The organism is Streptomyces sp. NPDC029138 (genome assembly GCF_055564375.1).
Window position 1 is genome coordinate 68,664 of the sequence record NZ_JBVHWM010000009.1, and the last position, 26,960, is coordinate 95,623.

The 26,960-nt window shown below is 68.2% G+C and carries 16 protein-coding genes and 1 pseudogene; 10 read left to right on the forward strand and 7 right to left on the reverse strand.

Features of this window, described 5'->3' with window-relative positions; translation table 11 throughout:
• Window positions 1-3 precede the first annotated feature (3 nt).
• Window positions 4-1,806: an HNH endonuclease gene (locus ACZ4WH_RS11410; RefSeq protein ID WP_468179074.1), complete on the reverse strand. Its 1,803-nt coding sequence runs from the start codon at window positions 1,804-1,806 to the stop codon at window positions 4-6.
• Between the two features lie 455 nt (window positions 1,807-2,261).
• On the opposite strand from ACZ4WH_RS11410, the gene pglW reads away from it, so the two are divergent.
• The gene (gene pglW, locus ACZ4WH_RS11415; RefSeq protein WP_468179076.1) at window positions 2,262-6,935 is read left to right on the forward strand and encodes a BREX system serine/threonine kinase PglW; all 4,674 of its coding nucleotides are present in this window, start codon (window positions 2,262-2,264) and stop codon (window positions 6,933-6,935) included.
• The gene (gene pglX, locus ACZ4WH_RS11420) at window positions 6,932-10,546 is read left to right on the forward strand and encodes a BREX-2 system adenine-specific DNA-methyltransferase PglX (RefSeq protein ID WP_468179078.1); all 3,615 of its coding nucleotides are present in this window, start codon (window positions 6,932-6,934) and stop codon (window positions 10,544-10,546) included. Before pglW ends, pglX begins: the two co-directional genes overlap by 4 nt.
• On the opposite strand, the gene ACZ4WH_RS11425 is transcribed toward pglX, so the two are convergent.
• On the reverse strand, window positions 10,473-11,063 hold the full coding sequence (locus tag ACZ4WH_RS11425; RefSeq protein WP_468179080.1) for an ATP-binding protein: 591 nt from the start codon (window positions 11,061-11,063) through the stop codon (window positions 10,473-10,475). The two genes, pglX and ACZ4WH_RS11425, sit on opposite strands and share 74 nt — an antisense overlap.
• 161 nt (window positions 11,064-11,224) lie before the next feature.
• Between ACZ4WH_RS11425 and ACZ4WH_RS11430 the strand changes: the two genes are divergently transcribed.
• Together ACZ4WH_RS11430 and ACZ4WH_RS11435 are read left to right on the forward strand one after the other, a co-directional pair.
• On the forward strand, window positions 11,225-12,055 hold the full coding sequence (locus ACZ4WH_RS11430; protein ID WP_468179082.1) for a helix-turn-helix domain-containing protein: 831 nt from the start codon (window positions 11,225-11,227) through the stop codon (window positions 12,053-12,055).
• Window positions 12,052-12,255 (forward strand): DUF397 domain-containing protein, encoded by a 204-nt coding sequence (locus tag ACZ4WH_RS11435; protein WP_468179084.1) that lies wholly within the window; start codon window positions 12,052-12,054, stop codon window positions 12,253-12,255. The genes ACZ4WH_RS11430 and ACZ4WH_RS11435 overlap by 4 nt, the downstream gene beginning before the upstream one ends.
• A gap of 175 nt (window positions 12,256-12,430) precedes the next feature.
• On the opposite strand, the gene ACZ4WH_RS11440 is transcribed toward ACZ4WH_RS11435, so the two are convergent.
• The 3 genes from ACZ4WH_RS11440 to ACZ4WH_RS11450 all read right to left on the reverse strand — a co-directional run bounded on the left by ACZ4WH_RS11440 (window position 12,431) and on the right by ACZ4WH_RS11450 (window position 14,851).
• Window positions 12,431-12,940: a hypothetical protein gene (locus ACZ4WH_RS11440; RefSeq protein ID WP_468179086.1), complete on the reverse strand. Its 510-nt coding sequence runs from the start codon at window positions 12,938-12,940 to the stop codon at window positions 12,431-12,433.
• Entirely contained in the window at window positions 12,937-14,373 is a 1,437-nt protein-coding gene (locus ACZ4WH_RS11445) for a hypothetical protein (RefSeq protein WP_468179088.1), read from the reverse strand. Before ACZ4WH_RS11445 ends, ACZ4WH_RS11440 begins: the two co-directional genes overlap by 4 nt.
• A gap of 67 nt (window positions 14,374-14,440) precedes the next feature.
• Window positions 14,441-14,851, reverse strand: coding sequence for a hypothetical protein (locus ACZ4WH_RS11450; RefSeq protein WP_355067394.1), 411 nt, complete (start codon window positions 14,849-14,851; stop codon window positions 14,441-14,443).
• Window positions 14,852-15,137: 286 nt separating this feature from the next.
• On the opposite strand from ACZ4WH_RS11450, the pseudogene ACZ4WH_RS11455 reads away from it, so the two are divergent.
• The 4 genes and pseudogenes from ACZ4WH_RS11455 to ACZ4WH_RS11470 all read left to right on the forward strand — a co-directional run bounded on the left by ACZ4WH_RS11455 (window position 15,138) and on the right by ACZ4WH_RS11470 (window position 19,057).
• Window positions 15,138-16,013: pseudogene (locus ACZ4WH_RS11455) on the forward strand (hypothetical protein).
• A gap of 380 nt (window positions 16,014-16,393) precedes the next feature.
• Window positions 16,394-16,756 carry a hypothetical protein gene (locus ACZ4WH_RS11460; protein ID WP_468179090.1) on the forward strand — a complete coding sequence of 121 codons (363 nt, stop codon included), beginning with the start codon at window positions 16,394-16,396 and terminating at the stop codon, window positions 16,754-16,756.
• The gene (locus ACZ4WH_RS11465) at window positions 16,753-18,045 is read left to right on the forward strand and encodes a WXG100-like domain-containing protein (protein WP_468179092.1); all 1,293 of its coding nucleotides are present in this window, start codon (window positions 16,753-16,755) and stop codon (window positions 18,043-18,045) included. The genes ACZ4WH_RS11460 and ACZ4WH_RS11465 overlap by 4 nt, the downstream gene beginning before the upstream one ends.
• A 22-nt stretch (window positions 18,046-18,067) precedes the next feature.
• Complete coding sequence (locus ACZ4WH_RS11470; RefSeq protein WP_468179094.1) at window positions 18,068-19,057, forward strand: hypothetical protein; 990 nt, start codon at window positions 18,068-18,070, stop codon at window positions 19,055-19,057.
• A gap of 231 nt (window positions 19,058-19,288) precedes the next feature.
• Here ACZ4WH_RS11470 and ACZ4WH_RS11475 read toward each other — a convergent pair whose 3' ends face one another.
• Both ACZ4WH_RS11475 and ACZ4WH_RS11480 read right to left on the reverse strand, forming a co-directional pair.
• Window positions 19,289-19,480, reverse strand: coding sequence for a hypothetical protein (locus ACZ4WH_RS11475; protein ID WP_468179096.1), 192 nt, complete (start codon window positions 19,478-19,480; stop codon window positions 19,289-19,291).
• A gap of 288 nt (window positions 19,481-19,768) precedes the next feature.
• The gene (locus ACZ4WH_RS11480; RefSeq protein ID WP_468179098.1) at window positions 19,769-19,987 is read right to left on the reverse strand and encodes a hypothetical protein; all 219 of its coding nucleotides are present in this window, start codon (window positions 19,985-19,987) and stop codon (window positions 19,769-19,771) included.
• A gap of 107 nt (window positions 19,988-20,094) precedes the next feature.
• Between ACZ4WH_RS11480 and pglY the strand changes: the two genes are divergently transcribed.
• Entirely contained in the window at window positions 20,095-23,976 is a 3,882-nt protein-coding gene (gene pglY / locus ACZ4WH_RS11485; protein WP_468179100.1) for a BREX-2 system ATPase PglY, read from the forward strand.
• Complete coding sequence (gene pglZ, locus ACZ4WH_RS11490) at window positions 23,973-26,894, forward strand: BREX-2 system phosphatase PglZ (RefSeq protein WP_468179102.1); 2,922 nt, start codon at window positions 23,973-23,975, stop codon at window positions 26,892-26,894. The genes pglY and pglZ overlap by 4 nt, the downstream gene beginning before the upstream one ends.
• The last annotated feature ends 66 nt before the right edge of the window (window positions 26,895-26,960 follow it).

Here is a 26,960-nt window from a genome sequence, read left to right on the forward strand (position 1 = left end):
CCGCTACTTCTTCGTGAGGCTGTTCAGTTCACACAAAGTTCGGTGGTAGTGCAGGTGTGCCTCGTCGATCTGGTGGTCGGCATGTCGGCGAAGACGTCCCAGGGAATCGCCCCCGTGTGTCCGCCTCACGTAGCCGTCGATGTCGATGTATATCTCGAGGCCGTCGAAGAGCACATGGTGGTTGGGGCACAGGCAGAGCAGGTTCGGCAGTTCGTCCGGACCTTCGTGCGGGGACCCGAGGCCACGGATGTGGGCAGCCTCGCTGTAGGGCCTGCGCCTGTACTGCAGGCGGGTCTCACACACCTGGCAGGCGTGGCCGTGGAGTTCCTTGACCTGAGCGGCGATCGCGGCATTGCGAACCAGTCGTGAAGACGTGGATTCCCGGCGCGCGGTTGGAACGGTCACCTGCTCCTCACCGGCGGCCCCGTGGTCGTGATCGGCCTCGTCCCCCTCAAGCACGCCATCGGCCGTCGCGTACCCATCGAGGCCCGCTCGACTGAGGAGGGAGCGCTGATCGACGCCGTCGAGGTAGGTGCGGCACAGCTTGACCACGACTTCGAGGCGAGTCAGGGGGTTCTGGAGCAGTTCAGCGCTGGCACAGGTGAGACCCGCGACAGGCTGGGCCGTGTCGAGGACCTCCCCTTGCGGCATGGGGCCGGCGTCGCTTGGTGTTCCGTGCACTTCCCACAAGCCACTGTCCTGCAATTGCCAGAAGGGGAACTCCGGGGTGATGTGCGAGTCGGGCAGGCCGAGCGCGGCCAGGAGTGACCCAACCTCCGCGCGGAAGGAGGACCACGACGCCAAGCGCGGCTTGCCCGCTGCGATGCGGGAGACCGCCCACAACAACGCCAGCGGTTGGTGGTAACCCTGAGCTCTGTTCTCCGTGGGGCGACGAGTGCCGAGGGAGCCGATCCGATCCATCAAGTCCGTCGGGGACAGCCGGGGAGGCACGGCTGGAAGCGGTGCCGAAGATGACGGAAGAACCGATTGGCTCCTCACCGGAAGGAGCGGGGAAACGCGGCGATAGTCATCGGCTGACCGCAGGGTGAGGCTTCGCAGAGGTGCTGGAACGTTCAGGCGCCGCAAGATGGGCGCGGCCGGCACACGGGTGGGGAACTCCTCCACGTCACCGAGCGCCATGATGTGTTCCCACGTCGCGCTGTCCTCGTCGGTCCCCCAGACTTCCCGGGCCACGGACGAGCTGTTGAAGAGATGCAGTATGCGGGCGCGAGCGATGAAGTGGTTCTCTGCGTAGAAGAACACGTGATCGCCTACGCGACGCCTCCGCAGGGCCCTCACCTTCTCGTTGTTGAGCTGCGTGGTGGGGGTGGAGCCCCACAGCCGAGCGATCCCGTCCGGGTACAAGGCTGACAGCACGTCCGCCTGATCACCGAGGCTGCTCTTGATGTCCGCGATGCGGATGCCGCGCCGTACCGACTTGACGAAGTTCTGTGGGCCGCGATCACGAGCTCCTCCGCGAGGCTGGAGGACCATCTGCGGTGCCACCGGCTCCGGTCCGTCCGTGACAGTGGCCCCGTCCCTCACGATGAAGCCGAGCGCACGCAGACGATGCGCCACTGTTCGTGCACCGCCACTGAAGTCCTCAGCCGACAGCAGTCTGCCAACGGAGTACAGGTGCGCGACGCCGGCGATGGCCTTCGAGTCATAGGAGTTTCCGTCCCAGACCAGCTCATACGTCTTCGCTCGGCCGAAACCGTACCGATGGCGAAACGCTTCACGTCCCAGATGCCGGCATTCCTCGACCGCAGCCAGCACTCCGGCACGCGTTATGTCCCCAAGTCCCATGCACAGGAGGGTAGTAGGACAGTATGACAATCATTGACTCCTGGCCTCCCGGAGCTGGTCACTGGAGGCGCGGAGCTGTGGAGCTCCAGTTGTCGGCCATGCCTCATCGCACCCGATGGAGCGCAGCGACAGCGAGTCCGAAGACGACGGCTGCCCGTAGGTCGGCGCAGGGTCAAGCTCGTCGGGGTGGGGGGCGAGCAGGAAGAAGGAAGAGGTGAGGATCGCGATCCCCCCGTCCCTGCGGAGTGGTCTCCTCGGATATGTAGTGGATTGAGTGATTCTCGAGGGGGCGGGCCGCGTGACGCGACTCATGTGATTTTCGCCTCTCGGGCTGAATATCCTATTATCCCGTCTTTCACAGGCTCTTCCCATGTAGCAGGCAACCACTAGGATCTTCGACGGGTCCGACTTCGGGGAACAGTGGGCCTGAGAGGAACGAGCGAGTGGGGACAGGCATGCGGGAAGGCCGGTGGGTCACGGTCACCGAGTCCGAGTTCGATCATGAACGCCGCGGCCTGGAGGCGATCCGGGCGAAGCTCCCGGACTCCGACCCCTGGCGTGCCTGGTCGAACTTCACCTTCACCGCGAACACCGGCCACGTCCGCGAGGTCGATCTGCTCGTCGTCGCTCCCGGCGGGCTCTGCATGATCGAGCTCAAGGACTGGCACGGATCGGTCACCTCCGAGAACGGGACATGGGTGCAGACCACGCCGAGTGGCCACCGCCGCACGCACGGCAACCCTCTGCACCTGGTCAACCGCAAGGCCAAGGAACTGGCCGGCCTGCTCGCCCAGACCGGTGCCAAGCGGGTCTGGGTCGCCGAGGCCGTCTGCTTCACCGACAACAGCCTCCGCGTACGGCTGCCCGCCCACGACCAGAACGGCGTGTACACCGTCGACGAGCTGGTCGACATGCTCAAGCAGCCCCCGTCCGACGAGCGGCGCCGCATCACCGCGATCGGCTCGCGCGAGATCGCGGCGGCCCTGAAGAGCATCGGCATCCGCAAGAGCGACGCCCAGTACAAGGTCGGCCCCTACGAGCTGGAGCAGAAGTCCTTCGACTCCGGGCCCACCTGGGCGGACTACCTCGCCCGCCACAGCGACCTGCCCGAGGCCGCACGCGTGCGCATCTACCTCAGCGAGCGCGGCTCCGACGCTTCCCTGCGCCAGTCCGTCGAGAACGCCGCCCGGCGCGAGGCCGCGGTGCTGGGCCGGTTCAAGCACCCCGGCGTCGTCCAGCTCAAGCAGTACTTCCCCTCCGGGCACGCCGCCGGCCCCGCGCTGATCTTCGACTACCACCCGGACACCCTGAAGCTGGACGAGTACCTGGTCCAGTACGGCGAGAAGCTGGACATCCTCGGCCGGATGGCACTGGTGCGCCAGCTCGCCGAGACGATGCGCTCCGCGCACGCCAGCCGCATCCACCACCGCGCGCTCGCCGCCCGCTCCGTCCACGTCGTCCCCCGGCCGCGCGGCCGGAAGGGACAGGCCGTCGGGGAGGAGGCCGCCTGGCTCAGCCCGCAGCTGCAGATCTCCGACTGGCAGATCGCCACCCAGCGCAGCGGCGACTCCTCGCAGGGCCAGGGCATGACCCGGTTCGCGCCGACCGCCCTGTCCGCCATGCACCTGTCCGACGACGCCGACGCCTACCTCGCGCCGGAACTCACCGCCCTCCACCCCGACCCGGTCTACCTCGACGTCTACGGACTCGGCGTCCTCACCTACCTGCTGGTCACCGGCAAGGCCCCGGCCGCCAGCCAGTCCGAACTGCTGGCCCGCCTCGAAGCGGGCGAGGGCCTGCGGCCCAGCTCCCTGGTGGACGGCCTGTCCGAGGACGTGGACGAGCTGGTGCAGGCCGCCACCGCCTACCGCCCAGGGCAGCGCCTCTCCAGCGTCGACGAGTTCCTGGAGCTGCTGGAGGTCGTCGAGGACTCCCTCACCGCCCCCGCCACGGCCCTCGACGCGCACGCCGAGGACGAGGCCGGGGCGACCGCCGACAAGGACCCGCTGGAGGCCGTCGCCGGCGACGTGCTCGCCGGCCGGTGGGAGGTCCGCCGCCGTCTCGGCACCGGCTCCACCAGCCGCGCCTTCCTCGTCCGCGACCTGGAGGCGGAGACCCGCAGGACGCGCCCGCTGGCTGTGCTGAAGGTCGCCCTCTCGGACAGCCGCGGCGAGATCCTCGTCCGCGAGGCCGAGGCCATGCGCCGCCTGCGCCCCCACTCCGGCATCATCCGCCTTGTCGAGCCCGAGCCCCTGCACATCGGCGGCCGCACCGTTCTGGCGCTGGAATACGTCGGTGACGAACGCGACGATGCCGGCCAGGGCGCCGAAGGCGCGGCCCGCCCGCGCCGCCGCGAGGAGACCGTCGCCCGCCAGCTCCGCGAGCACGGCCGCCTCCAGGTCGACCAGCTCGAGGCGTACGGCGACTACCTCTTCGGCGCCGTCGACTTCCTCGAGGGCGAGGGCGTCTGGCACCGCGACATCAAGCCCGACAACATCGCCGTCCGCATCCGTCCCAACCGCACCCGCGAGCTGGTCCTCATCGACTTCTCGCTGGCCGGCTACCCGGCGAAGAACACCGACGCGGGCACCGACGGCTATCTCGACCCCTTCGTCGACGTGATCACGCGCGGTTCGTACGACTCGCACGCCGAGCGGTACGCCGTAGCCGTCACCCTGCACCAGATGGCCTCCGGTGAGCTGCCCAAGTGGGGCGACGGCAGTGTCCTGCCGCGCATGACCGACCCGAAGGAGTGGCCGTACCCGACCATCGCGGCCGAGGCGTTCGACCCGGCCGTGCGGGACGGGCTCGTCGCCTTCTTCCAAAAGGCACTGCACCGCGACGTGAGCAAGCGGTTCCCCGAGCTCAAGCCGATGCGGGACGCCTGGCGCAAGGTCTTCCTCGACGCCTCGCAGACCGTCCCCTCCAGCCACCGCACCCGCCAAGCGGCCCCCGCCGACGGGACCGCTCCCGCAGAAGGTGCCGCCGCGGCCATCGCGGACGCCGAGCCGGAGACCGCCGAGCAGCAGCGCGACCGGCTCGCCGCCGAGGTCACCCGCGACACCCCGCTGACCGTCTCCGGCCTCACGCCCGCCGCCCAGTCCTTCCTCTACGGCCTGGGCATCACGACGGTCGGTGAACTCCTCGACTACAGCCGCCGCAAGCTCGTCAACGCCCCCGGCCTCGGCGCCAAGACGCGCAACGAGGTCCAGCAGCGGCAGAGGGAATGGGGCGAGCGGCTGCGCGAGATCCCCGTCTCGCCGCTCACGCCGAAGGGCCGGGCGGAGGCGAAGGAGGAGCTGGAGCAGCTCACCGCCGCCGAGTCGGCCCTCGTCGGAAAGCTCGCAACGGGCGAGTCGGCGGGCGCCCTGTCCCCACGCACCCTGCGCTCCGTCAGCCTCGACACCCTCGCCACCGTCTTCGTGCCAGCCGTCAACAACAACGGCTCCAACCGCAACAAGGCGGAGATGGTGCGGCTGCTGCTGCGCCTGCCCGACGAGCACGGCGTCCTACCTGACATCGGCGTCTGGCCGAAGCAGAAGGACGTCGCCGACGCCCTCGGCCTCAGCCACGGCCGCATCCCGCAGATCCTCAAGGAGGAGCGCAAACGCTGGAAGGCGGAGCCCGCCGTCCAGGCACTGCGGGACGAGATCATCGACCTGCTTTTGAGCATGGGGCGCGTCGCCTCCGCCGTGGAGATCGCCGACGCCCTCGCCGTCCGCCGCGGCACGCACCTCGCCGGGCGGGAGCAGCGGCGTGCGATGGCCCTGGCGGCGGTACGGGCCGTCGTCGAGATCGAGCAACTGGTGCCGCAGGAAACCGAGTTCCAGCACCAGCCGAACCGCAAGGCGACCGACGAGTCGCTGGGCGCCGGCCTCCTCGCCCTCGACGTGCGCGAGAACGACGCCCCGGACACCCCGACCGCACCCGGCCTGCTCGACTACGCGACCCGCCTCGGCAAGACGGCCGACCGGCTCGCCAGGCTGGACACCCTTCCGACGGCGGCGACCGTCCTGGCGGAACTGGGCGCGCTGACAGTCCCGCCCGGCGCTGTCGACTGGGACGAGCGGCGCATGGTGGAGCTGGCCGCCGCCGCGTCGCTGAACGCCGCCGCCACCCCGCGCCTGGAGATCTACCCGCGCGACCTGCCGCTCGTCCGGGCGCTGCGCCTCACCCAGGCCGGTCTCGTCCGCTGGATCCCCGGAGTGCCAGAGGGTCGACAGCCCGGCCTGACCGGCGAGGACGTACACGAGCGGGTCCGCGCTCGCTTCCCCGAGCTGGTCGTCCTGGATGGGCGCGGCGGCACGACGCACGAACTGCCGACCGGCGGCCCGCTCACCAAGGCGCTGCGCGACGCGGGCTTCGAACTGTCGCTGAGCATGCGCGAGGACACGGGCACGCTGCGCTACCTGCCGACGCGGGTGGAGGACGCGTCCAGCTATCTCACGACGGGCGCGTGGCGGCAGCCGACGCGTACGGGCGCGGTGACGCGCTACGCGGACGACCCGCAGCTCGCGGACGCGGTGCGCGCGGAGGAACGACTGCTCGCCTCGGCCCACCGGGACGGGTACCGGGTACTGACCGTAGGGCAGCAGCTCGTGCGCGACGCGGTGCGGGAACTGGGCGCCGAACGGCTGGGCGCACAGGCCCTGTCGGTGACCGAGCTTTTCCTGGAGGCCCTGCACGGGCAGGTCACTCCGGGCACCAAGCCGACCTGGGAGACCCTGCTCAAGGCGGACGCCGCCGAGCCGGGCTCGAAGGGTGCGGTGCGGTTCGCGGAGTATGCGCGGACGGCATGGGGCTCGGTCGAGCCCCGGATCGCCGAGCTGCTGGGCAACGGTGGCGGCGGTGCGGGTCCGGTCCTGCTGACGGAGGCCGGGGTGTTCGCTCGGTACGACGCGATGGGCGTCCTGGACCGACTGGCGTCGGTGGCCCGGCGGGGCGGGCGGGGGCTGTGGCTCCTGGTCCCGCAGAGCGACCCCTCGCGCGAGCCGAGGCTCGGACAGGTGGCCGTGCCGTACCAGGCCGGCCTGGGGGAGTGGATCCAGCTTCCGGTCACGTGGGTGGGCAACGCCCACCGCGGGTCCGGTCACGTTGTGGCAAGTGGTGTCGAGGGAGACGCGAAGTGATCGACCGCAAGGCTCTGTTGAACGACCTGAAGCAGCAGGTCAAGGCGGTCGAGGCCGACCTGGGCAAGCAGGTGAAGGCGCTCGGTGAGGTCGGCGCACGGCTGCGGGCCGAGTACGACCAGGCGCGCAAGCTCGGGCGTACGGCGGCGACGTGGAACTCGTGGCTGGACGAGCGGGTCACGCAGGTCGCGGTGGCGTGGGTGCTGGGAACTGTCTTCGTCCGGTTCTGCGAGGACAATCGGCTGATCCCCGAGCCGTATCTGACCGGGCTGGATGGTGACCGGCGTGAGCTGGCGGAGTCGCGTTACGACGCGTACGTGGAGTCGGACGACAACCCGACCTACCGCGGCTGGCTGGAGAAGGCGTTCGACGAGCTGGGCCAGGGCCAGGCCGGCCGCCTGCTCTTCGACAAGCGGCACAACCCGCTGTACCAGATCCCGCTCTCGCACGACGGTGCGCGCGAGCTGGTCGACTTCTGGCGAGGGCGGGATGAGGCAGGCGTCCTCGTCCACGACTTCACCGACCCGCTGAACGAGGACGGCACGGAGGGCTGGGACACGCGGTTCCTGGGCGACCTGTACCAGGACCTGAGCGAGGCTGCGCGGAAGACGTATGCGCTCCTTCAGACGCCGGAGTTCGTGGAGGAGTTCATCCTCGACCGGACGATGAACCCGGCGGTGCGGGAGTTCGGGTACGAGGAACTCAAGATGATCGACCCTACGTGTGGGTCGGGGCACTTTGTGTTGGGGGCGTTTCGGCGGTTGGTGCGACTGTGGGCGGAAGGACAGCCGGGCAAGGATGTACACGAGCGAGTGCGGGCTGCGCTGGACTCGGTGCACGGGGTGGACATCAACGCGTTCGCGGTGGCCATCGCTAGGTTCCGGCTGTTGATTGCGGCTATGGCAGCGAGTGGTGTGCGGGCACTAGCGGAAGCTGCGAAGTACGAGTGGCCCCTTCACCTCGCAGTGGGGGACTCACTTATCAAGGCGCGGCAACTAGGGCTGTTCGAGGGACTTACTGACGAGGACGATCTTGCGAGCTTTGCGTATGCGACGGAGGATGTGCTAGAGCACTCTGACATTTTGCAGCAGGGTCGATATCATGTGGTGGTTGGGAACCCGCCTTACATCACGGTGAAGGATAAGAATCTCAACGCGTTGTACAGGGATCTATACGACTCCTGTGCAGGCAAATACGCGCTGTCCGTGCCATTCGCCGAGCGATTCTTTCAACTTGCCAAGCGCGGTGACGCCGGTGGTAATGGGTACGGCATGGTCGGTCAGATCACGGCGAACTCCTTCATGAAGCGTGAGTTCGGCACCAAGCTGATCGAAAACTACTTCGCTCACCAGGTAGAGCTGACAGAAGTCATCGACACCTCTGGCGCGTACATTCCGGGGCATGGCACGCCGACGGTCATCTTGGTTGGCAAGCCTCACGCCAGAAAAGGGCGATCAACGAAAATTCGCACGGTCCGAAGCGTGCAGGGGGAGCCGTCGGCGCCGGAGAAAGGTGAGGAGGGTTTGGTCTGGCAGGCGATTGTCGAGCAGATCGACAAGCCTAATTCAGTGAGCCAGTGGGTGTCTGTAGACGACCTAGACCGTGAGAAGTATTTCGCTAAGCAGCCGTGGGTCCTCGCCGATGGCGGCCAGGAAATGCTAGAGCAGATCAATCAGTCCCGTCAGGCGGTCTTGAAGCGTGATCTGCACCGGATCGGATTCTACGGGATCATGGGGTCGGATGACGCCATGAGCGCGGTTCCGCGGACCTTCAAGAGGGTCAACGCTGAGCCGGAGTACGTCAGGCGTCTCGTGGTAGGAGATGAGGTGCGTGACTTCCAATTCGCCGACGGTGACGACGCCTTCCACCCGTATGACAGTCGACGTGAGCTGGCTCGCCCAGAGTCTTTCCCAAACTTGGCCAATTGGTTGTGGCCGTATCGGACGGAATTGGGTAGTCGTGCCACTTTCTCAGGCGGAACGTACTTCAGGGATGGGCGGGCGTGGTGGGAATGGCATCAGCTTCCCAAAGACCAGGGGGCGCACGAGTGGGCCATCTCTTTCGCGTTTGTAGCCACGCACAACCACTTCCTGCTTGATCGGGACGGGAAGGTGTTCAGCCGTTCCGCGCCAGTGATCAAGTTGCGGGAGGGTGCGAGCGAGGAGCAGCATCTGCGGCTGCTTGGGCTGCTCAACAGCTCCACGGCTGGTTTTTGGATCAAGCAAGTCAGCCACAAAAAGGGCGGCAGCCCTGAGTCTGGGGGCGGGCAGTCCGACCAGCCTTGGTCCTGGAGTTACGAGTTCACGGGTACAAAGTTGGAGGAATTCCCTCTCCCTGCTTCCTATCCTGTAGCTCTGGCCACCGTTCTTGATGCTCTGGCACAGCGGATAATCGCTTCGAACCCCGTGGCAGTTGCCGCCGAGAGCACCCCTGTCGCCACCGTCCTTCACGAGGCCAAGGTCCGCTGGGATTCCACTCGTGCTCGCATGATTTCCCTCCAGGAAGAGCTGGACTGGCAGGTCTACTCTCTCTACAACCTCCACCCCGAAGACCTCCGAGTCTCCGAGGACCCCGACGACCCCAACATTCCCGAACTCGCCCTTGGCGAGCGTGCCTTCGAGATCGTCCTCGCGCGCCGCGTAGCCGCAGGCGAAGCCAGTGATGAGTGGTTCAAGCGGCACAACTCCACCCCCATCACGGAGATCCCCGCCCACTGGCCCGCCCCCTACCGTGAGATCGTCCAGAAGCGGATCGACGCCATCGAGTCGAACCGCGCCATCGGTATGGTCGAGCGGCCCGAGTACAAGCGCCGCTGGGCCACTGAGGGCTGGGACGCACTCCAGGAGAAGGCCCTGCGCTCCTGGCTCCTCGACCGCATGGAGACCCGCGACCTCTGGTTCGATGAGAACGGCCAGCCGACCATACTTACCCTGGCACGCCTCACCGACGCCCTCTCGCGCGACGGGGACTTCGTCTCCGTGGCCAAGCTCTACGCGCCCCGTAAGGACCTCCCCAAGGTCGTCGCCGAGCTGATCACCGACGAGCACGTGCCGTTCCTCGCCGCCCTGCGCTACAAGCCCTCCGGGCTGAAGAAGCGTGCCGACTGGGAGGAGGTGTGGGACCTCCAGCGCAAGGAGGACGCCGCGCCCGACGAGCAGGCCAAGCGGAAAATCCGGGACTCCATCCCCGTGCCGCCGAAGTACACTTCCGCCGACTTCCTCCGCCCCTCCTACTGGAAGGTGCGCGGCAAGCTGGACGTGCCCAAGGAGCGGTTCATCTCCTACGGGCAGACCAACGCCGCCACCCCCGAGCTGTACGGCTGGGCCGGCTGGGACCACAAGGAGCAGGCGCAGGCGCTGGCGACGTACTTCACCAACACCGCGCTGTCCACCGAGGAGATCACGCCGTTCCTCGCCGGCCTGCTGGAGCTCCAGCCCTGGCTGTCCCAGTGGCACAATGAGTTCGACATGCTCTACAGCGGCTCTCCGGCGGACTTCTTCGCCGGTTACCGCCAGCAGATGCAGGGCGAGCACGGACTCACCGACGACGACCTCCGTGGCTGGCGTCCTCCGGCCGCGACTCGTGGTCGTCGTGCAGCAGTGAAGCAGTAGCCAGAAGTAGATCGACATCCGTCGGTTCAGGGGCCACCCGGTGTGTGAGCGGGTGGCCCTTTGCCTGCGCATGCAGCTCCGCCCACACGGTCTTGCCTGGGACGGCCTTTCGAGGGCTGACGCCCCAGTCGTCCGCGAGGGCGGTGACCAGAAGCATGCCCCGGCCGGACTCCGAAAGCGAGTCGGTCGCCGGGGGACTGACCAGAGGCCGTTTCTCAGCGCGGGTGTCCGTCACCTCGATACGGAAGGTGCCCTCGGCCAGGGTGAGTCGGACGTGGAAGTCCCTGCCGGGGACGTGGCCGTGGCGTACGGCGTTGGCGGTGAGTTCCGCCGTGATGAGCGTGAGCGTCTCGTTGACCGGGGTCGAGTAGGGATGGCCCCAGTCGGTCAGGCGGCGCGAGACGAGTCGGCGGGCGAGGCGGGCGCCGCGCGGTGTTGACGTGAAGCGCATGGTGAATTCGCGTTCGGGTGCGAGGTGCTGCGGCATATGCCCGTTCGGGGGAGTTGCTGACTTCATAGGGTCAACGGTGTCGGACCCAGCGTAGCGTTGACCAGGAGCGATGTGCTGACGAGTACGGGCTGTACACGCGGTCGGTGTGCTTGTACGTGGTCTTGGGCGTGACCGGTTCCCGGGCCCCATGTTGGCTGACTGGGCGGTTGCACGAGAGGAGCTACGGCGTGAACGACGAGGTTCAGCAGCCGGAGTACGAGGTGGGGGCGGGCATTCTGTGCCTGTTCGGACGGCAGTTGAAGCTGTTTCGGGAGCGGGTGGGAATGGACCGTGCGGGGTTCGGGTCGCTGACCGGATACTCGGCTTCGACGATCGCGTCATTCGAGCAGGGCAGACGTATTCCGCCACCGAGGTTCATCAACCAGGCGGACGAAGCGCTCGGGGCAGGTGGGGTATTGAGCGCGAGCAAGGAGGAGGTGGCTCGGGCTCAGTATCCGGCGTTCTTCCGGGACGCGGCCAAGCTGGAAGCCGAAGCGGTTGAGCTTCACGTGTACGACACCCACGTGGTCAACGGCCTGTTGCAGACAGAGGAGTACACGCGGGCACTGCTGGGGATGCGGCGCCCGCTCCTGGACGAGGCGACCATCGAGCAGCGCGTTGAAGCGCGGCTCGCACGACAGGAGATTTTCGACAGGTGGCCCGCCCCGTTGCTGAGCTTTGTCATGGAGGAGCCGGTTGCACGGCGGCCGCTCGGTGGTGAGCAGGTATGGCGCGGACAGCTTGAGCAACTGCTGTTGCTCGGTCAGAGGCGAAACGTCGAGCTTCAGGTGATGCCGCTCGACCGCGAGGACAATGCTGGTGTCGATGGCGCGTTCACTTTGCTGATGCCGAGGCAGGGGCAACGGGTCGGTTATATGGAGGCTCAAGGCCGGAGCACTCTGGTCACGGAGCGAGATGCGGTCGATGCGTTGTCCGCCCGCTATGGGATCATCCGAGCCCAGGCCCTCACCCCCAGTGAGTCCCTGGCCTCCATCGAGAAGCTGTTGGGAGAGAGATGAACGCTGAAGCAAAGCACGGCCCCCTGCCTGCGCTTGTTTGGGTCAGGAGCAGCTACAGCGGCGCTGAGGGCGGTCAGTGTGTCGAAGTGGCCGCCACCCCCACCAGGATCCACGTCCGCGACTCGAAGGACACAACTCGCGCCCCATTGGCTGTGGACCCCACGACCTGGACCGAGTTCGTCGCCTTCGCGGCACTCTGAACAGACGCGGGGCCCTCGGCAATTGCACCGCTTGCCGAGGGCCCCACGCACGTCCGCTCGCGCAACACCTTCAGTAGCCCAAGCGCCCTGCTCGCCGGATGCCCACGCCGGGGCAGGCCGGTGAGGCCGTCAACGTCGGCCTCGGGCCCGGTGCCGTGCTCGGCTGAGACTGAGGTCAGAACGCCTTCAGATAGACCCTGGCCCGATCGTCCTTGAGCGCCTGGACGTAGATGTCGATCCACTGCACCTTCTTGCGGCGATCGTCTTTCACGCACTGGGGGCAGACACCGGCCGAGCGGGCTCCCTTCAGCGTTTGCGGCTCGGCCAGCCCAAGGTGCCGGAACAGCTCGCCATCCGGGGCGAAGTCGACCTTCTTCACTTTCAGTGATTCTTCGGGACGAAGGTCCGCCGCGATGTCTTCGGCGTTCTTCTCACTGGTGACGAACGAGAGGAGGTAGATGTCTTCCCGGGGGTTGATCTGCACGGCTCCCTTGACCTCGGTCGCACCCTTGGGCGCCGTCACGTGCATGAACGCCGACGCCTCGGGCGCGCCGGCGTTCTCGTCCCACCGCGAGGTGCGCCCGTCGGTCACACGGCGATCGTCCGTGTCCGGGCCGGAGCAGGCGGAAAGCAGGAAAGTGGCTGCCACTGCCGCGACGAGGAGGGCACCTCGTTTGGTCGTCACCGGTTCTCCTCGTCACCGCGTGAGACGTCGCCGCGGGTTCCTTCTCGTCCTTGGTCCGGCGGGTTCACTGTCGGTTTCGCATCGCTGTCCAGGTCGTACGTGTACGTGGAGCTACTGCCTCGCATGTCGAACTCCTGAGCAAGTCCCGTCTTGTGCAACCGTCCCATCTCGGAGTCCGGGATCACCACGCCGCCGGGGAAGGTGGTCGACTTGCCGGCGTCCCAGTTGTACCGGTCCCACACGTTGGCCTGGTATTCGAGCGAAACCTTGGGCTTCCCGTCCGCCCCGGGGGTGACGGTGACCATCCCCGACACGTTCTGCTGGTGGGAGCCGACCGCGTGGAACCACTCGTCGCTTCGGAAGGTGCGACCGACCGCCTTGCTCTCCACCGGCACGACGACCGTCTTGTCACCACCGGCCTTCTCGAAGGCGTCGAGCCCCTGCTGTCGCCACGCGTCCTGGTTCTGGGCGATGTGGACCGAGACATCATCGCGAAATCCGGGATCATCCTTGAGGATGCGGTCGATGTCCAGGTCCAGCGGCTCACCCGTTGCACTCAGGTAATGCTCCATGTTGCGCGACGCGGCGTTCTCCCCGCTGAAGTCGCCGCCGGCCGCGATGCCCTGCGCGCGGGCCAGGTACCACAGATCCTCGGCCGTGGGCTTTTCGGTGTCGAAGGCTCCGGACCCCGCGTCAGCAGCATGCCAGTGGTACAGCGGGCTCATGATCCCCGCCTTCCGCAACTCGTCGCCCTTCTCCTGAAGCAGGATGCCGCGCGTGACCGGATCGAGGCCGCGCCACCACTCGGCGACCGACTTCTTGCCCTTGGGGACGTGCTGCGCCTTCGCCCTCTCCGCAAGCGACGGGTACGGGTCGGGCCCCGCTTCCCGGTTGAAACCGCCGATCGTGCCGTCCAAGGGGTCTCTGTCCTGCATCACGGAGGCGAGAGCGAGTTTGAACCCCTCGTCCGCGTCGTTCAGGGCCGCCACCGCCGAGTCCAATTGCGCGGCCCATCCGGCAGCGGCCTTGCGGGTGCTCTCCTGGTAGTCGGGATCGTGCACGTAGGCCATGTACTCGCTGTGATCCAGCTTGGACGTGTCGAAGGCGACGGCGCCTTGCTCGGACACCTTCATGCCGGCCTTCACCGCGTCCTCTCGGACGTACTCGATCTTCTTGCGAAGACGGCTGAATTCAGCGTGTGCGTCCCGGAGCAGTCCGGCGACGGCCTTCGCCTCGCTCTGCGCTCCCTGGTACTCCTTCCACGTCACGTCGAAGCGCGCGGAGCCGGCGCTGGCACTCAGGCCCATCCACGTGTCACCGAGGGAGATGCCATGCACTTGCTGCTCATAGGTCCGAGCGAGCTTGTCGAAGTCCTTGGCCATGGCGGCCCAGTCGTCGGCAGCCGTGGTGAGCTTCGACAGGTCGGTGCCCATGATCTCGTAGTACGTCACCATGACTGAACTCCTGTTTCAGGACCGCGGTTCGGTCGGACCTGTGCGATCAGAACGAGTCGAGCGCGGAGGACTTGCGGATGCCCAGCCCCACGCCGGTGTCCGTGTTCTGCAGCAGCGTGTTGGTGGCGCGCAACGCGGCCTTCTCCGAGCCGAGGCGGTTCATCAGCGTCGTGAGCTGTTCGCTCCACGTCTTACGCGCGGTCTTCAGAGCAGTTCCGGTGAGCCACCCCTCAAACTCCCGTGCGGCTGCCCCCGTGCTCTCACGCGCCTGGGTGCCGTCCCTGTGGGTGTCAGGCTCCAGGTGCCTCTCGATCGCCTCGGCTGCCTTCTTCTTCTCCGCGGGACTTGAAGCGAGATCCTTGCCGCCGGACGGCGAGCCTCCACCGCCATCCAGCGGGACCACATGGTTCAGACGCATCCGGGCCGGCGCCGCACCGACTGGTGAGTCTTCGGTCATGATCTCTCCCCCGAGTGTGATCAGATGCCCGCAACTTTACGTGAGGCACAGTTAGGGCTGCAAAGTGCTGGTGAGCCGAAAACCGGCCTCGCTGACGCGGTACGGACCGCGTCGGCGAAGGCGTACCTGACCCTGGACGGCACGGGAATCCTGAGGGTTCCTCCGTGATCTGCGGCGCCCAGCCACCCGGATCGCCAGCCTTGTCCAGGCCGTCTCCATCCTTCATGACGGGAAACGGTCAGCGCATGCTGGCCCTTGGAGCGCGGAGCTACTGTAAATTCCTGCCATGAAGCAGGGTAAAGAGGTTGAGAACCCCGAGTCGCGTTTCTTCGCGGTGCTGCTGGCGGCAGCGAAGCTTCCGGGTGTGCGTATCCACAGGGAGGCGTACCTCCGAACTGCGCTGGCTCGCCACTGCTCCGAGGAGGAGATCCGACGAGCGACAGAAGAGACTCCCGCCGCGGCGGGCATCACCGTCGAATTTCTCGACAAGGTCGCCAACGATTCCATCCGCTACGAAACCGCCAAGGTCAGCGCCCTCTCTGCCGCGGCCGGGATACCCGGCATCCTCGCCCTTCCCGCCACGGTGCCCGCCGACGTGGCCCAGTACGTCGGCCACATGCTGCGCATCGCGCAGAAGCTCGCCTATCTCTACAGCTGGCCCGAGCTGTTCTCCGACGAGGGCGATGACGTCGATGACGCGACCGTGGGGGTGCTCACGCTGTTCTTCGGCGTGATGTTCGGCACCCAGTCGGCGAACGCCGCTGTGGGGAGGGTCGCGGGGATGATGTCGGAACAGGTCGCCAAGAAGCTGCCTCAGAAGGCGCTCACCAAGGGCGTCGTCTATCCCATAGTGAAGAAGGTCGCGGCCTACATCGGCGTCAAGATGACGAAGGAGTCGTTCGCGAAGGCCGTCTCGAAGGCCATCCCTCTCGTAGGGGCTGCTGTGTCCGGCGGGCTCACCTTCGCGACCTAACTTCCGATGGCCAAGAGGCTAAAGAAGCACCTCGCCGGCCTGCCGCTGGCGGACCCGTCGCACCGAGTGATGGAGGGGGAAGTCGTGGACGGCGAAGTCGTAGAAGAACACGAATCCTTCGTCCCGGCACAGGCTGAACCGCACGGCGCGGACTCCGCTGCCGTCAAGCTGGAGGAACCCAGGTCCTGACGGCGCGAGGGCCCTCCCAACTGCGCAGTGTTCCGGCCTTCCGTCTTCGACGCAGGCGCGGGCCCGAGTTCTCAGCTGTGGGACACCTTCGCCGCTTCCGCGCTCAAGGAAGACGCGGAGCCGGGCTTCTGCTGGATCCAGTACACCGGTCACGGGCCCGGCCCAGAGTTGCCGGGTGAACCCGCGCTCCGTGCTGAAGATCGGCTGCGGCACCGGCCCGTGCTCTCGTCCACCTTGCTCGGCGAGGTATCACTGCCCTCACCCTTTGCCCACCTTGATCGGAACTTTGCTGCCCCTTGACTCGGATCGCGAGAGCAAACCGGCTCGGTGATCTACCGTCTTCGGGCCGGTCAGCCGACTCAGGGGGAGCAGAAGACGCCATGGGCGACCACAGCGACGGCAAGGTACTCAACATCAAGATCGCCGATCTGAAGGCGACGGCCCCGGATTTCCATAGGCACAGCTCCGACCTAGCCAAGGCGCTGACCAAGCTCAAGACGGCTCTGGCGGCGGCCGGTTCGCCATGGGGTGACGACGAACAGGGGCAGAAGTTCCACGAGTGCTACGGCCCGCACGTCGAGAGGATGGAGACCGCCGCCGGTATTCTCGCGCTCGGCCTGGCCAGCATCGAAGCGGCCATGACCGACATGGCCGACGGTCACATCGACAACGAACTGCTGGTCCGCTCTATGTTCAGCAAGATCCAGCCCGCCCCGCACGACGGCCACGGGAGCGCGCGGTGAGCGCGGCCGACAAGGCCAAAGAGATCGTCCAGGACCTGACCGGCATGTGGTGGCCGGATGCCGACGAAGGCGGGCTGCGGGACGCGGCCAAAGCCTGGAGGGACTTCGCCGACGACCTGGAAGACGTGACGACCGCCGCGAACAAGTCGGCGCGCGGCATCATCGAGCACAACAAAGGCGAGGCGATATCCGCCTTCGACGACCCCTTCTGGCGCCGTTACTACTACGACGGCCACGGCTGGCTCCAGGACATGATCGATGGCGCCCGCGACATGGCCAAGGCCCTCGACCAGTACGCCGACGTCGTCCACAAGGCCGTCAAGCATCTGGAGCACGAGCTGGAGATCGTCGGCGCCACCATTGTGGCCGGCACAGCCCTCGCGGTCTTCACGCTGGGCATCTCCGAAGGCGCCGCGGCAGCCGCCACCGCCTCGATCCTGGAGCTGTCCGCCACGCTCGGCGTCACCGTGTCCACCGAGATCGCCACCATCGCCGGCACCACCCTGGCCACGGCCGCCATCGGTGGACTTGAGTCGATCACCGTCGACCTCGCTGTCACTCAGCCCGTCGCCATCGCCACCGGCGAGAGCAAGGGCCTCAGCCTCGACGAGGTGAGCGACTCCGCCCTCTATGGCATGGAGTTCGGCGGCGCCTTCGGGGCAGGTGGGAGTACAGCCCGAATCGTCGCCGAGAACGGCGGAATGGAGGGCCTGTTCAACGGCTTCCGGCTGAACAGCGCGGCCCTCGACGAGATGGGCAAGTCCCGTACGTGGAAGCTGATCCAGTCCCCCGACTCGAAGATCCCCGCCGCACCGGCGCGGGCCGGCGATTACGAGTTGGTTTCGGGCGACCCGGTCTACTTCGGCAAGAACACCACCACGGTGGGTTACGACGAACGCACCCTGAACAACCTGCAACGGGTCGCCCGGGTCCCCGGCGTACACGACGTGGTAGTCCACGGCACGGACGAGGGGGTGTTCGTGCCCGGCCGCGTCAACGCCGCGGGAAAGACCCTCACGGACTTCGAAGTGCACCCCAATCACATCGCTGACGCCATCCGCAGCAATCCCAACTACCACGGCGAGCCAGTGCGCCTCATCTCCTGCTACTCGGGCGCGGACGCGAGACCGCCCGAGCTGCCTCTCGCGCAGTCCGTCGCCAACGAGCTCGGTGTGCCCGTGACGGCGCCGACGAGCAAGGTGGGAACGTCCCCCCAGCTCGGCCTCAACCAGACCCCCACCATCGGCAACAATGGCTACTGGCGCACCTACCTGCCCATGGCCCACTAGCGGCAGGCTCACAGGAGTGGAAATGATCAAGCGAGCGGGCTTCTACCGGGAGATCGGCGGTCAGGCCACCACGGCGGACGATGCGCCGTCGCTGCGCGATGCCGTACAGGACAGTGGGCCCTGGGACGAGGACCGTATCCTCGCCTACCTGGAATCGGCCCTGGAGATCTACACCACGATGGGCGCCGAGCGCGACGTCCTCACCGGCGAAGAGTGGATCGTCGGCTCCGGATCTTTGATGACGGATGGCACCTGGCTCTGGCCCGTCGATCTCACGCACTACGTACGTCGTCACCACGCTGCTCTGCCGCAGGAGCTCCTGGACCACATCCGGGCCAACAACTACACGGTCCCTGTGGTGTCCGACGAACGTGCCAGGCACATTTTCCATGAGGAGTTCCCGGACCACGCTCCTGCTGCGGCCCCGTCCAAGGCTGCGGGCTTCTTCACCTGGTACGTGCCGAAACTGGACAGCGCGCGTGCCCAGCAGCTCCTCACGCATATGGAGGACGCCGGGCTCTCCGCCGTGCACCCGCTGACCAATGCTCTCTTCGGGTTCCGTGAGACGCCGGTCGGAAACCGTGAGCCGCTGATGGGGGATGGCGCAGCCCTGGCCGCCGCCTTGGCCGACGATCGATACGCGAAGGCTGAGTTCACCTGCTGGAAGGGCTACGACCAGTCCCTGACCGGCATTGTGCGACGCACGGACGAGACAACGCAGAGCATCACGCTGCGCCTCACCGACGTCCCCGCGTCCGACCGCGAGGAGGCGGTCGCGGCACTGGTGCGCACGCTCGATCAGGATGCGGCCGACTGCCGCGGGTTCGTCATCGACCGAGCCGGCGTTTCGGCTTCCCAGGACTGGGACCGCATCCTCGTCGGCAACGGAGGGCACTTCACCGTGTGGCCCGACACCGTCGGCATCCTCCGGGACCGCGTGGGCAACCACCGTGAGCTGGCCAACAGCAAGCCGACTGCTTACGGCCCTCTCGACGTCTTCCACCGCGTTTGAACCTTCGACTGCCCTACAGGTCCCAGGACTGGTCCGACGGTCCTGATCGGGGTTCCGTCCGTTCAAAGTGCGGACGCTGTCGGTTGATCGATCTTGATCGAGGGGGTATACAGCGCAAGGGACAGCGGACGCCCGTCCGGTTGCCGGACCTCCCGGGCACGGAAGGCGGCCTGCCGTCGCCGCCCAGAGGCGGTGACCAGGGCAGACAGTGAGAGGGGGGCCGTGTTCGGCTCAAAGCTTTACGTCGGCCACGCGGTCGACGCACAGCTTGCGCATGCCGTCCTCGTCCGACGTGAACACGGCGATCGGGCCGGGCTGTCGCAGGGCAACGGCGGCGAGGGGCGCGTCGATCGCGTACTTGTGGCCGTGCAGACCCGTCTCCCTGAGAAGGCTGGTCGCCTCCTCGGCGATCTCCCCGGTCACCGGCTCGGCACGGAGCTAGGAGGGCGCTCAGTGCGCCAGACCGGCGGGCAGCGCGTCGGATCGTATGCCGCGATGTGGGGCATCGGCGTGGTCAGGACCCGGGTTCGGAATGCTTTGGCCACCTTGAGGCGCCTCTTCATGTCGGCCTCCCCTCGGGCCGTCCGGGAGAGGCCCTCGCTGTCGAGCGGGTATACCCCCTCACCCGTCAAACTGCCTCGCGAGGCCGCTCAGGCGCGTTCTCGGCGGCGGCCCGGCGGGTCCGGGAGAGCTCACGTGCTTGCGCTCAATCTACTGGCGCTCGGCTTCGGCCTGAGCCGGCTCCTCCTCGGTGACGGGGCCGTATCCGGCCTCCAGCCAGTCGACGAGCTCCCCAAGACGATCGTGCGCTCCCGCCGGCGCTCTATGGCGTGCGTGACGTAACGGCTGAAGCCGCCGGGGCCGGACCTCGACCCGGACGGCCTCGGCGGGCTCGTCGGGAAGCGTCACGGTGTACTTCTTGGGTGCCATACCGTTGACCACCGAGGGTCCGGTCGGGCAGCCAACCGACAACCAGGCACCCAAACGATCAAGTACAAGCGGTGGCGGAGGCCACCAGATGGAGAGCGTGACCGGTAATGGCCCAGCAGCCGCCCCTTCTCCGCGATGTCATCGACATCAAGGAGTCCATCTCCACCTCGGACTTCGTGCTGTCCCTAGCCGAGGCGACGACAGACGAGGGCGCCCAGCACGCGCTCAAGGACTACGTCGTCACAGAGCGGCTGCTGGAGAACTTCGACGAGGCGCTGGATCTCATCAAGTCTGCGCTGGACGGGCACCGCTCCAAGGCGGCGTACCTGCACGGCTCCTTCGGTTCCGGTAAGTCACACTTCATGGCGGTGCTGTACGCACTGCTCAGCGGCAACCCGGCCGCCCGCGCCCGCACCGAGTTCGACCCGGTGCTGACCAAGCACGAGTGGCTGACCACGGACGGCAAGAAGTTCCTGCTCGTGCCCTACCACATGCTCGGCGCGAAGGCACTGGAACAGCGCGTGCTCGGCGGGTACGTGCACCACGTCAAGAAGCTCCACCCGGAGGCACCCACCCCGCAGGTGTACCGGACCGACGGACTCTTCGACGACATCCGCGCTCAGCGAGCCACCTATGGCGATGAGGCGGTCATCCGCGGCCTGGGCGGCAGCGACGCGGACGACGGGGAGGAGGACGAGTGGGGCGAGGGCTTCGCCTGGACCCCGCAGCTCCTGGACATCGCCCTCGCCGCCGAGGAGAACCACGAGGCGGGCGTCCCGCTCAACCTCACCAACCCCTCCACCCCGGCCGAACTGCGGGCCAAGCTGGTCAACGACGCCGGCACCAACCTCCTCCCCGGCTTCATGAAGAACGCCGCCGAGGACGAGCACGGCTTCATCTCCCTGGACGCCGGTCTGTCCGTCATCGCGGAGCACGCCAAAGCGCTCGGTTACGACGGCCTGATCCTGTTCATGGACGAGCTGATCCTCTGGCTGGCCACCCTCATCCACGACCAGAAGTTCGTGGCGCGCGAGGCCAGCAAGATCACGAACTTCGTGGAGGGCGGCGACGCCCGCCGTGCCATCCCCGTCGTGTCCTTCATCGCCCGCCAGCGCGACCTGCGCGAACTGGTCGGCGAGGAGGTGTCCGGCGCGGCCGAGTCGTCCATCCAGGACACCCTGAACCTGGCCTCCGGCCGCTTCGACAAGATCACCCTGGAGGACCGCAACCTCCCGCAGATCGCCCACGCCCGCCTCCTCAAGCCCAAGGACGCCGAGGCGGCGAAGCTGGTCGACGTGGCTTTCGAGCAGACCAAGCGGGTCGGCCCGCAGGTGTGGGACACCTTGCTCGGCTCGGAGAAGGGAACGACCGGCGCGGACGCGGAGTCGTTCCGGCTGACCTACCCCTTCTCGCCGGCGTTCATGGACACCCTCGTCCACATCTCGTCCGCGCTGCAGCGCTCCCGCACCGGTCTGAAGCTGATGGGCCAGCTCCTCGCCGACCACCGCAACGAGATCCGCCTCGGGCAGCTCATCCCCGTCGGCGACCTCTACCCGGTGATCACTGCGGGCGGCGACAAGCCGTTCACCGACAGCCTGAAGGTCGTCTTCGAGGCTGCCGACAAGCTTTACAAGACCAAGCTGCGGCCCTACCTGCTCAGCTCCTACGACATCACCGAGGACGACGTCGAGCAGTACCGCAACCGGCCCGAAACCATCGCCGACCCGCAGCGTGCCAACCGCTGCCGTATGTTCGTCGGCGACAACCGGCTCGTGTGCACCCTGCTGCTCTCCGCGCTCGCGCCCAGCGTGCCCGCGCTGTCCGAGCTGACCATCCGGCGGCTCGGCGCGCTCAACCACGGATCGGTTCTCGCCCCCATCCCTGGCGCCGAGGTCGGCATCATCAAGAACAAGGTCGCCGAGTGGGCGGCCCGGTTCCCCGAGATCAAGGAGACCGGCACCGACGCCAACCCCGGCGTGCGGCTGGAGCTGTCCGGCGTCGACGTGGACTCCGTCATCGCCAACGCCCAGGTCAACGACAACCCGGGCAACCGCGTCGCGCTCGCCCGCCGTCTGCTGTCCGAGGAACTGGGTGTCGAACACGGGCAGTTGAGCGATCAGCTCAGCTTCACCTGGCGCGGCACCGCCCGTACCGCCGAGATCGTCTTCGGGAACGTCGCAGACGAGGACGAACTGCCCGACCACGACCTGATGCCGCAGGAGGAGGGCCGCTGGCGCATCGCCATAGACCTTCCCTTCGACGAGGGCGAGTGGGGTCCGGTCGAGGACGTCAACCGCATCCAGCGGCTGCGTGAACGCCAGCAGGGCGAACGGTCCCGCACTGTCGCCTGGCTGCCCGCACACCTGTCCGCGCAGCGCTTCGCCGACTTCCGGCGCCTCGTCGTCATCGACAAGGCCCTCGCCGACGAGCACCGTTTCGACACCCAGTACGCCGGCCACCTCAACGCCGACAACCGCAGCCGCGCCAAGGGCCTGCTCGAAACCCAGCGCGAGGCCCTGCTCAAGCAGGTCAAGGGCGCCTTCAAGCAGGCGTACGGGCTCGCGCAGAAGCAGGCCGTCGACGTCGTGCCCGACTTCGACGACCACCTCGTCGCCCTGCCCGACGTCGACGGACTCACCCTGTCCTTCGGGCAGAGCCTGCACGACGGCATCCGGCACGTCGCAGGCAAGCTGCTCGCCCACCAGTACCCGGCCCACCCCGACCTCGACCCCGACGCCACCGGCACCGCCGTCAAGCCCGCCGACACCAAGAAGGTGTTCACCCACGTCCGGGCCGCCGCCGAGGCGCGCGACGGGCGGGTGGAGGTCCCGGCCGCCGACCGCAAGGTTATGCAGCGGATCGCTGGACCGCTGCGTCTCGGGCAGCAGAAGGAGGCGTACTTCGAGCTGTCCCGCTACTGGGCCGACCACTTCCGGCAGCTCGCCAGCTCGCAGGGGGTAACCGGGGACCTGTCCCTGATCACGCTCACCGACTGGACCGACAAGCCCGACCCTCGCGGCTTGCCCGACTTTCTCGCCCGGCTCGTCGTCGCCGCCTTCGCCGAGATGGACGACCGGGTGTGGGTGCGCGGTGGCACCGTCCTCGATCCCGCGCCCGAACTGACCGCGATCAAGGACCACGACGCGCTGCGCAGCCAGCCGCTGCCCGCCGAGTCCGACTGGGACACCGCGCGGCAGCGCTTCGAGTCGATCTTCGGGGCGAAGCCGCCCGCCCTGCTGCGCGGTCGAATGGTCAACCAGTTCGCCCGGCAGATCATCGAGGCCGCTCGCGGCCACCGGGACCACGCGGCAGACCTCGTGCACCAGTTGGAGGCCCACGCCTTCTTCCTCGGCCTCGACCAGACCGCCGACAGCGGGCGGTTGGCCCTCGCCCGACGTTCCCTGGAACTGCTGGACGCGCTCACGGCGGAGGCCGGCAAGGGTGCGGCCGGGGCGAAGAAGACCGTGGAGGCCCTCGCCTCCTTCGACCTGGGCGACACCAGCGCCGACCGGTACGGCACCTCCATCAAGAAGGCCCGCGCTGTTGCGGAGGCCGTCGCCTCCGCCCCCTGGAGCACGCTGGAACTCGCCGCCGGGCTCGGCCCCGAGGGTGAGGTGCTGCTCGACTCGCTGCGCAACGTCGCCCGCGACGACCAGCGCACCGCCGACCTGCGCGACGCGCTCGCCCGCACCCAGCGCGAGGTCGTCTCCCTGATCAGGCGCACCCAGGCCGCCCCGCCGCCCGTGCCCATCACACCCCAGCCTTCCACGGCCGACGACCAGTCCCTGGACACGCCGACCAGTGACCCGCGCATCCCCTACACCCCGCAGGAGGTGCCCTCCTCGGGGAGCGGTGGCACGGCGCGGAAGTCCGGACGCCGCAGCACGACCGTGTCCCGGGCCGCCGCCGACCTCCAGGCGGAGCTGGCCGAACTGGCGGCCCGCCACCCGAACGCGACCATCGAGATCACCTGGCAGGTCATCGAATGACGGACACCGCCACCGCCGCACCGGGCGCGGTACGGCTGAACACCGCGACCGTCGCCCAGTACCTGTCCTCCCAGACGCACCTCGCCGCCTCTTTGACGGGGGAGGAGCAGGGGCGGCGCCGGGCCGTGCTGCTGCGGTCCGCGCCGCAGTGGGACGGCCCCGCCGAACCCGTCTGGGGTGAGGGACTCACGGCCGGTGTCGCGGTGGCGTCGTCCCCGCTCGCCGTCCACGAACTCGTCCTCGAACACCTGGCGGGCCGTCGCCCCGGCCCCGCCGTGCTGGTCGTCCTCACCGACCGGGAGCAGAACGAACTGGACCCGGCGATCCTCGCCCGCGTCCACAAGCTGCGCATCGACACGGTTGACAGCTGGGACGTCGTCCGCGAGGCGTTCGGCGCCCGGCAGATAGACCCCCGGCTCAAGGACGTCAACTGGGCCGCCGAGGCTCTGCTCGACGCCACCCCGCCCGGCGGCTGGCCGGCCGTGCCCGGCGGTTGGCTGTCCCGCCAGTACGCACTCACCGCGCTCGCCCAGCGCCGTCTGCGCGTGGGCCGCTACGACACCGAGGGCGGCACGCGCCGCCCCGGCGACGACCGGCTCGACGCCCAAGCCCTGTTGCACTGGTCGACCCGGCCCGGAGCCCCCGAACGGTTCCTGGCCCTGCGCGGCCCCGAACGCTCCGGACTGGCCGACTTCCTCGGCGAGGGCGATCAGGCGGGCCTTGCGGGCCGTGCCCTGCTCGCCCTCGTCGACGCCGAACGCGGCGCGGACGCTGCCGCCTTCGGCCTCGTCTGCGCGGCGTTGTGGCAACACGCCCAACCCGCCCCCGAGACGTACCGGGCCAGGGGCCGCGCCGAACGCTACTTCGGTGACCAGCCTCCGGCGACCGGCGAGCAGCTCGACGCCCTGGTGACCGTCTTCGGCCGGGCCGCCGACGAGTACGTGACCACGCTGCTGGCAACCGGACACCGCACCAGCGGCACTGATGCCGAGCGGGCACGCGAGGCGCGCCGCACCACAGGCATCGTGCTCGACCGGGCGTCCGCGTTGGCCCGCCAGTTCGGCGCGGAGGAGGCCGTGGCGGCGAGCCCGGTCCTGCGCGGTGGACTCGAGGCCCGGTTCACCGCCGTCGGCCGAGCCCTCGCGGCGGGTGACATGACCTCGGTGACGGACGCCGTCCGTGCCCTGGAGGATCACCGGCTGGCCGCCGAGCCCGAGGAATCCGCCCGCATCGAACGCGCCCGCATGGGCCAGCGCCTTGCCCGCTGGCTGGTCACCGATCCGCCCGCCGACGCTCCCACCGTGGCCGACGCCATACAGCGGCACGTCGCCGAGACCGGCTGGGCGGACCTCGCCCTGGAGCACATCGAGGCCGGCGGCGACTCTGACCCCGTCCTCAAGGCCGCCTACGACACCCTCGGCACCCGCGTCAGGGACCGGCGCCGGCAGATCGACGCGTCCTTCGCCCGCTCCCTGGCCTCCTGGACGGAGGCCGGAACCCAGCCCGGCAGCATGCTCACCGTCGAGACCTTCCTCGACCGCGTGGTCGGCCCGGTCGTGCGGCGCGGGGAGGAGCGGCGAGTGCTGCTGCTCGTGCTCGACGGTATGAGCGCTGCCATTGCCAACGAACTCGGTGAGGAACTGCGCCGCTCCTGGGCCGAGTTCGACCCGCTGCCCGAGGGTGAGACTCCGCACCGGCGGGCGATGGCCGCTGCGCTGCCCACCGTGACGGCCGTGTCCCGCACCTCTCTCTTCGCGGGCACCCTGATGAAGGGCACCCAGGCAGACGAGAAGCGGCTCTTCCCCGCACTGAAGCTGTGGGGCGGGACCCCGGCCGCCGTGTTCCACAAGGACGACCTGCGTACCGAGGCCGCGGGTGGCATCTTCGGTCCGGCGCTCACCGAGGCGCTGGCCGACGGCAGGACCCATGTCGCCGTCGTCCTCAACGCCATCGACGACCGGCTCGCCAAGGAGCAGAAGCTCGGCGACGGCGCCTGGCGGATCGACGACGTGCCCGGCCTGCGCGACCTGCTGCGGGTGGCGGCCAACCAGGGCATGGCGGTCGTCCTCACCAGTGACCACGGCCACGTCGTCGACCGGCACGGCACGAAGGTCGACACCTCCGTCGATCCCGCGTCCGCCCGCCACCGCCTGCCGGGCGACGGCCCGCTCGCCGAACGTGAGATCGCCCTGTCCGGATCTCGGGTGGTCTGGCCGGAACCCGGCGCGTCCGTCGTTGCCCTCTGGGACGCCGATTCCCGCTATACCGCCCTCAAGGCCGGCTACCACGGCGGGGCCTCCCTCGCCGAGGTCACCATCCCGGTGCTCGCCTTCCTGCCGTTCGGTGCGGAGCCTCCCAAAGGGTGGCGGGAGCTGGGCGACCAGCGGCCGGACTGGTGGGCCCCGGAGGAGACCGGAAGGACGTCACTGGCGAGCGAGCCCACCACCCAGCCTGCGGCCGGAACGGTCTCTGCTTCCAAGAAGCCGACCGGGAAGGTCAAGAAGGATCAGGCGGAAGTCGCCCGCACCCACGACACACTGTTCGACGTCGCGCTGACCACCGGGGGAGACGACGCCCTGCTCACCCCGGTCGTCGTCTCCCGGCCCGAGAGACTGGTGATGGCGCTGCTCGACTCGGAGACATACCAGGCCCAGCTCGGTGGCCTGGCCCGTAAGCCGCAGCAGGAGCAGGTGCACAAGGCGCTCACCGCCCTGCTGGACGCGGGCGGCACCCTGCCGGTGACCGCGCTCGCCCAGCGCGCCGGCATGCCCGTCACCCGGGGCGACGGCTTCGCCGCCGTCCTGCGGCAACTCCTCAACTACGACGGCGTCCAGGTCCTGGAGACCCTGCCGGACGGCCGCACCCTGCGCCTCCACGAGGCGCTGCTGCGCGAGCAGTTCGCCCTTAAATCGGACTGAAGAGACAGCTCGAGGTGCCTCCAGAGCGCGGGCCTTGGAGGCACCCCGAGTGATCCGTTGTCAGGT

Coding starts and splice junctions, on each gene's coding strand:
- ACZ4WH_RS11410 (WP_468179074.1), bottom strand. CDS start 1,806: ATGGGACTTGGGGACATAACGCGTGCCGGAGTGCTGGCTGCGGTCGAG.
- pglW (WP_468179076.1), top strand. CDS start 2,262: ATGCGGGAAGGCCGGTGGGTCACGGTCACCGAGTCCGAGTTCGATCAT.
- ACZ4WH_RS11425 (WP_468179080.1), bottom strand. CDS start 11,063: ATGAAGTCAGCAACTCCCCCGAACGGGCATATGCCGCAGCACCTCGCA.
- ACZ4WH_RS11435 (WP_468179084.1), top strand. CDS start 12,052: ATGAACGCTGAAGCAAAGCACGGCCCCCTGCCTGCGCTTGTTTGGGTC.
- ACZ4WH_RS11445 (WP_468179088.1), bottom strand. CDS start 14,373: ATGGGCACCGACCTGTCGAAGCTCACCACGGCTGCCGACGACTGGGCC.
- ACZ4WH_RS11450 (WP_355067394.1), bottom strand. CDS start 14,851: ATGACCGAAGACTCACCAGTCGGTGCGGCGCCGGCCCGGATGCGTCTG.
- ACZ4WH_RS11460 (WP_468179090.1), top strand. CDS start 16,394: ATGGGCGACCACAGCGACGGCAAGGTACTCAACATCAAGATCGCCGAT.
- ACZ4WH_RS11470 (WP_468179094.1), top strand. CDS start 18,068: ATGATCAAGCGAGCGGGCTTCTACCGGGAGATCGGCGGTCAGGCCACC.
- ACZ4WH_RS11480 (WP_468179098.1), bottom strand. CDS start 19,987: ATGGCACCCAAGAAGTACACCGTGACGCTTCCCGACGAGCCCGCCGAG.
- pglY (WP_468179100.1), top strand. CDS start 20,095: ATGGCCCAGCAGCCGCCCCTTCTCCGCGATGTCATCGACATCAAGGAG.
- pglZ (WP_468179102.1), top strand. CDS start 23,973: ATGACGGACACCGCCACCGCCGCACCGGGCGCGGTACGGCTGAACACC.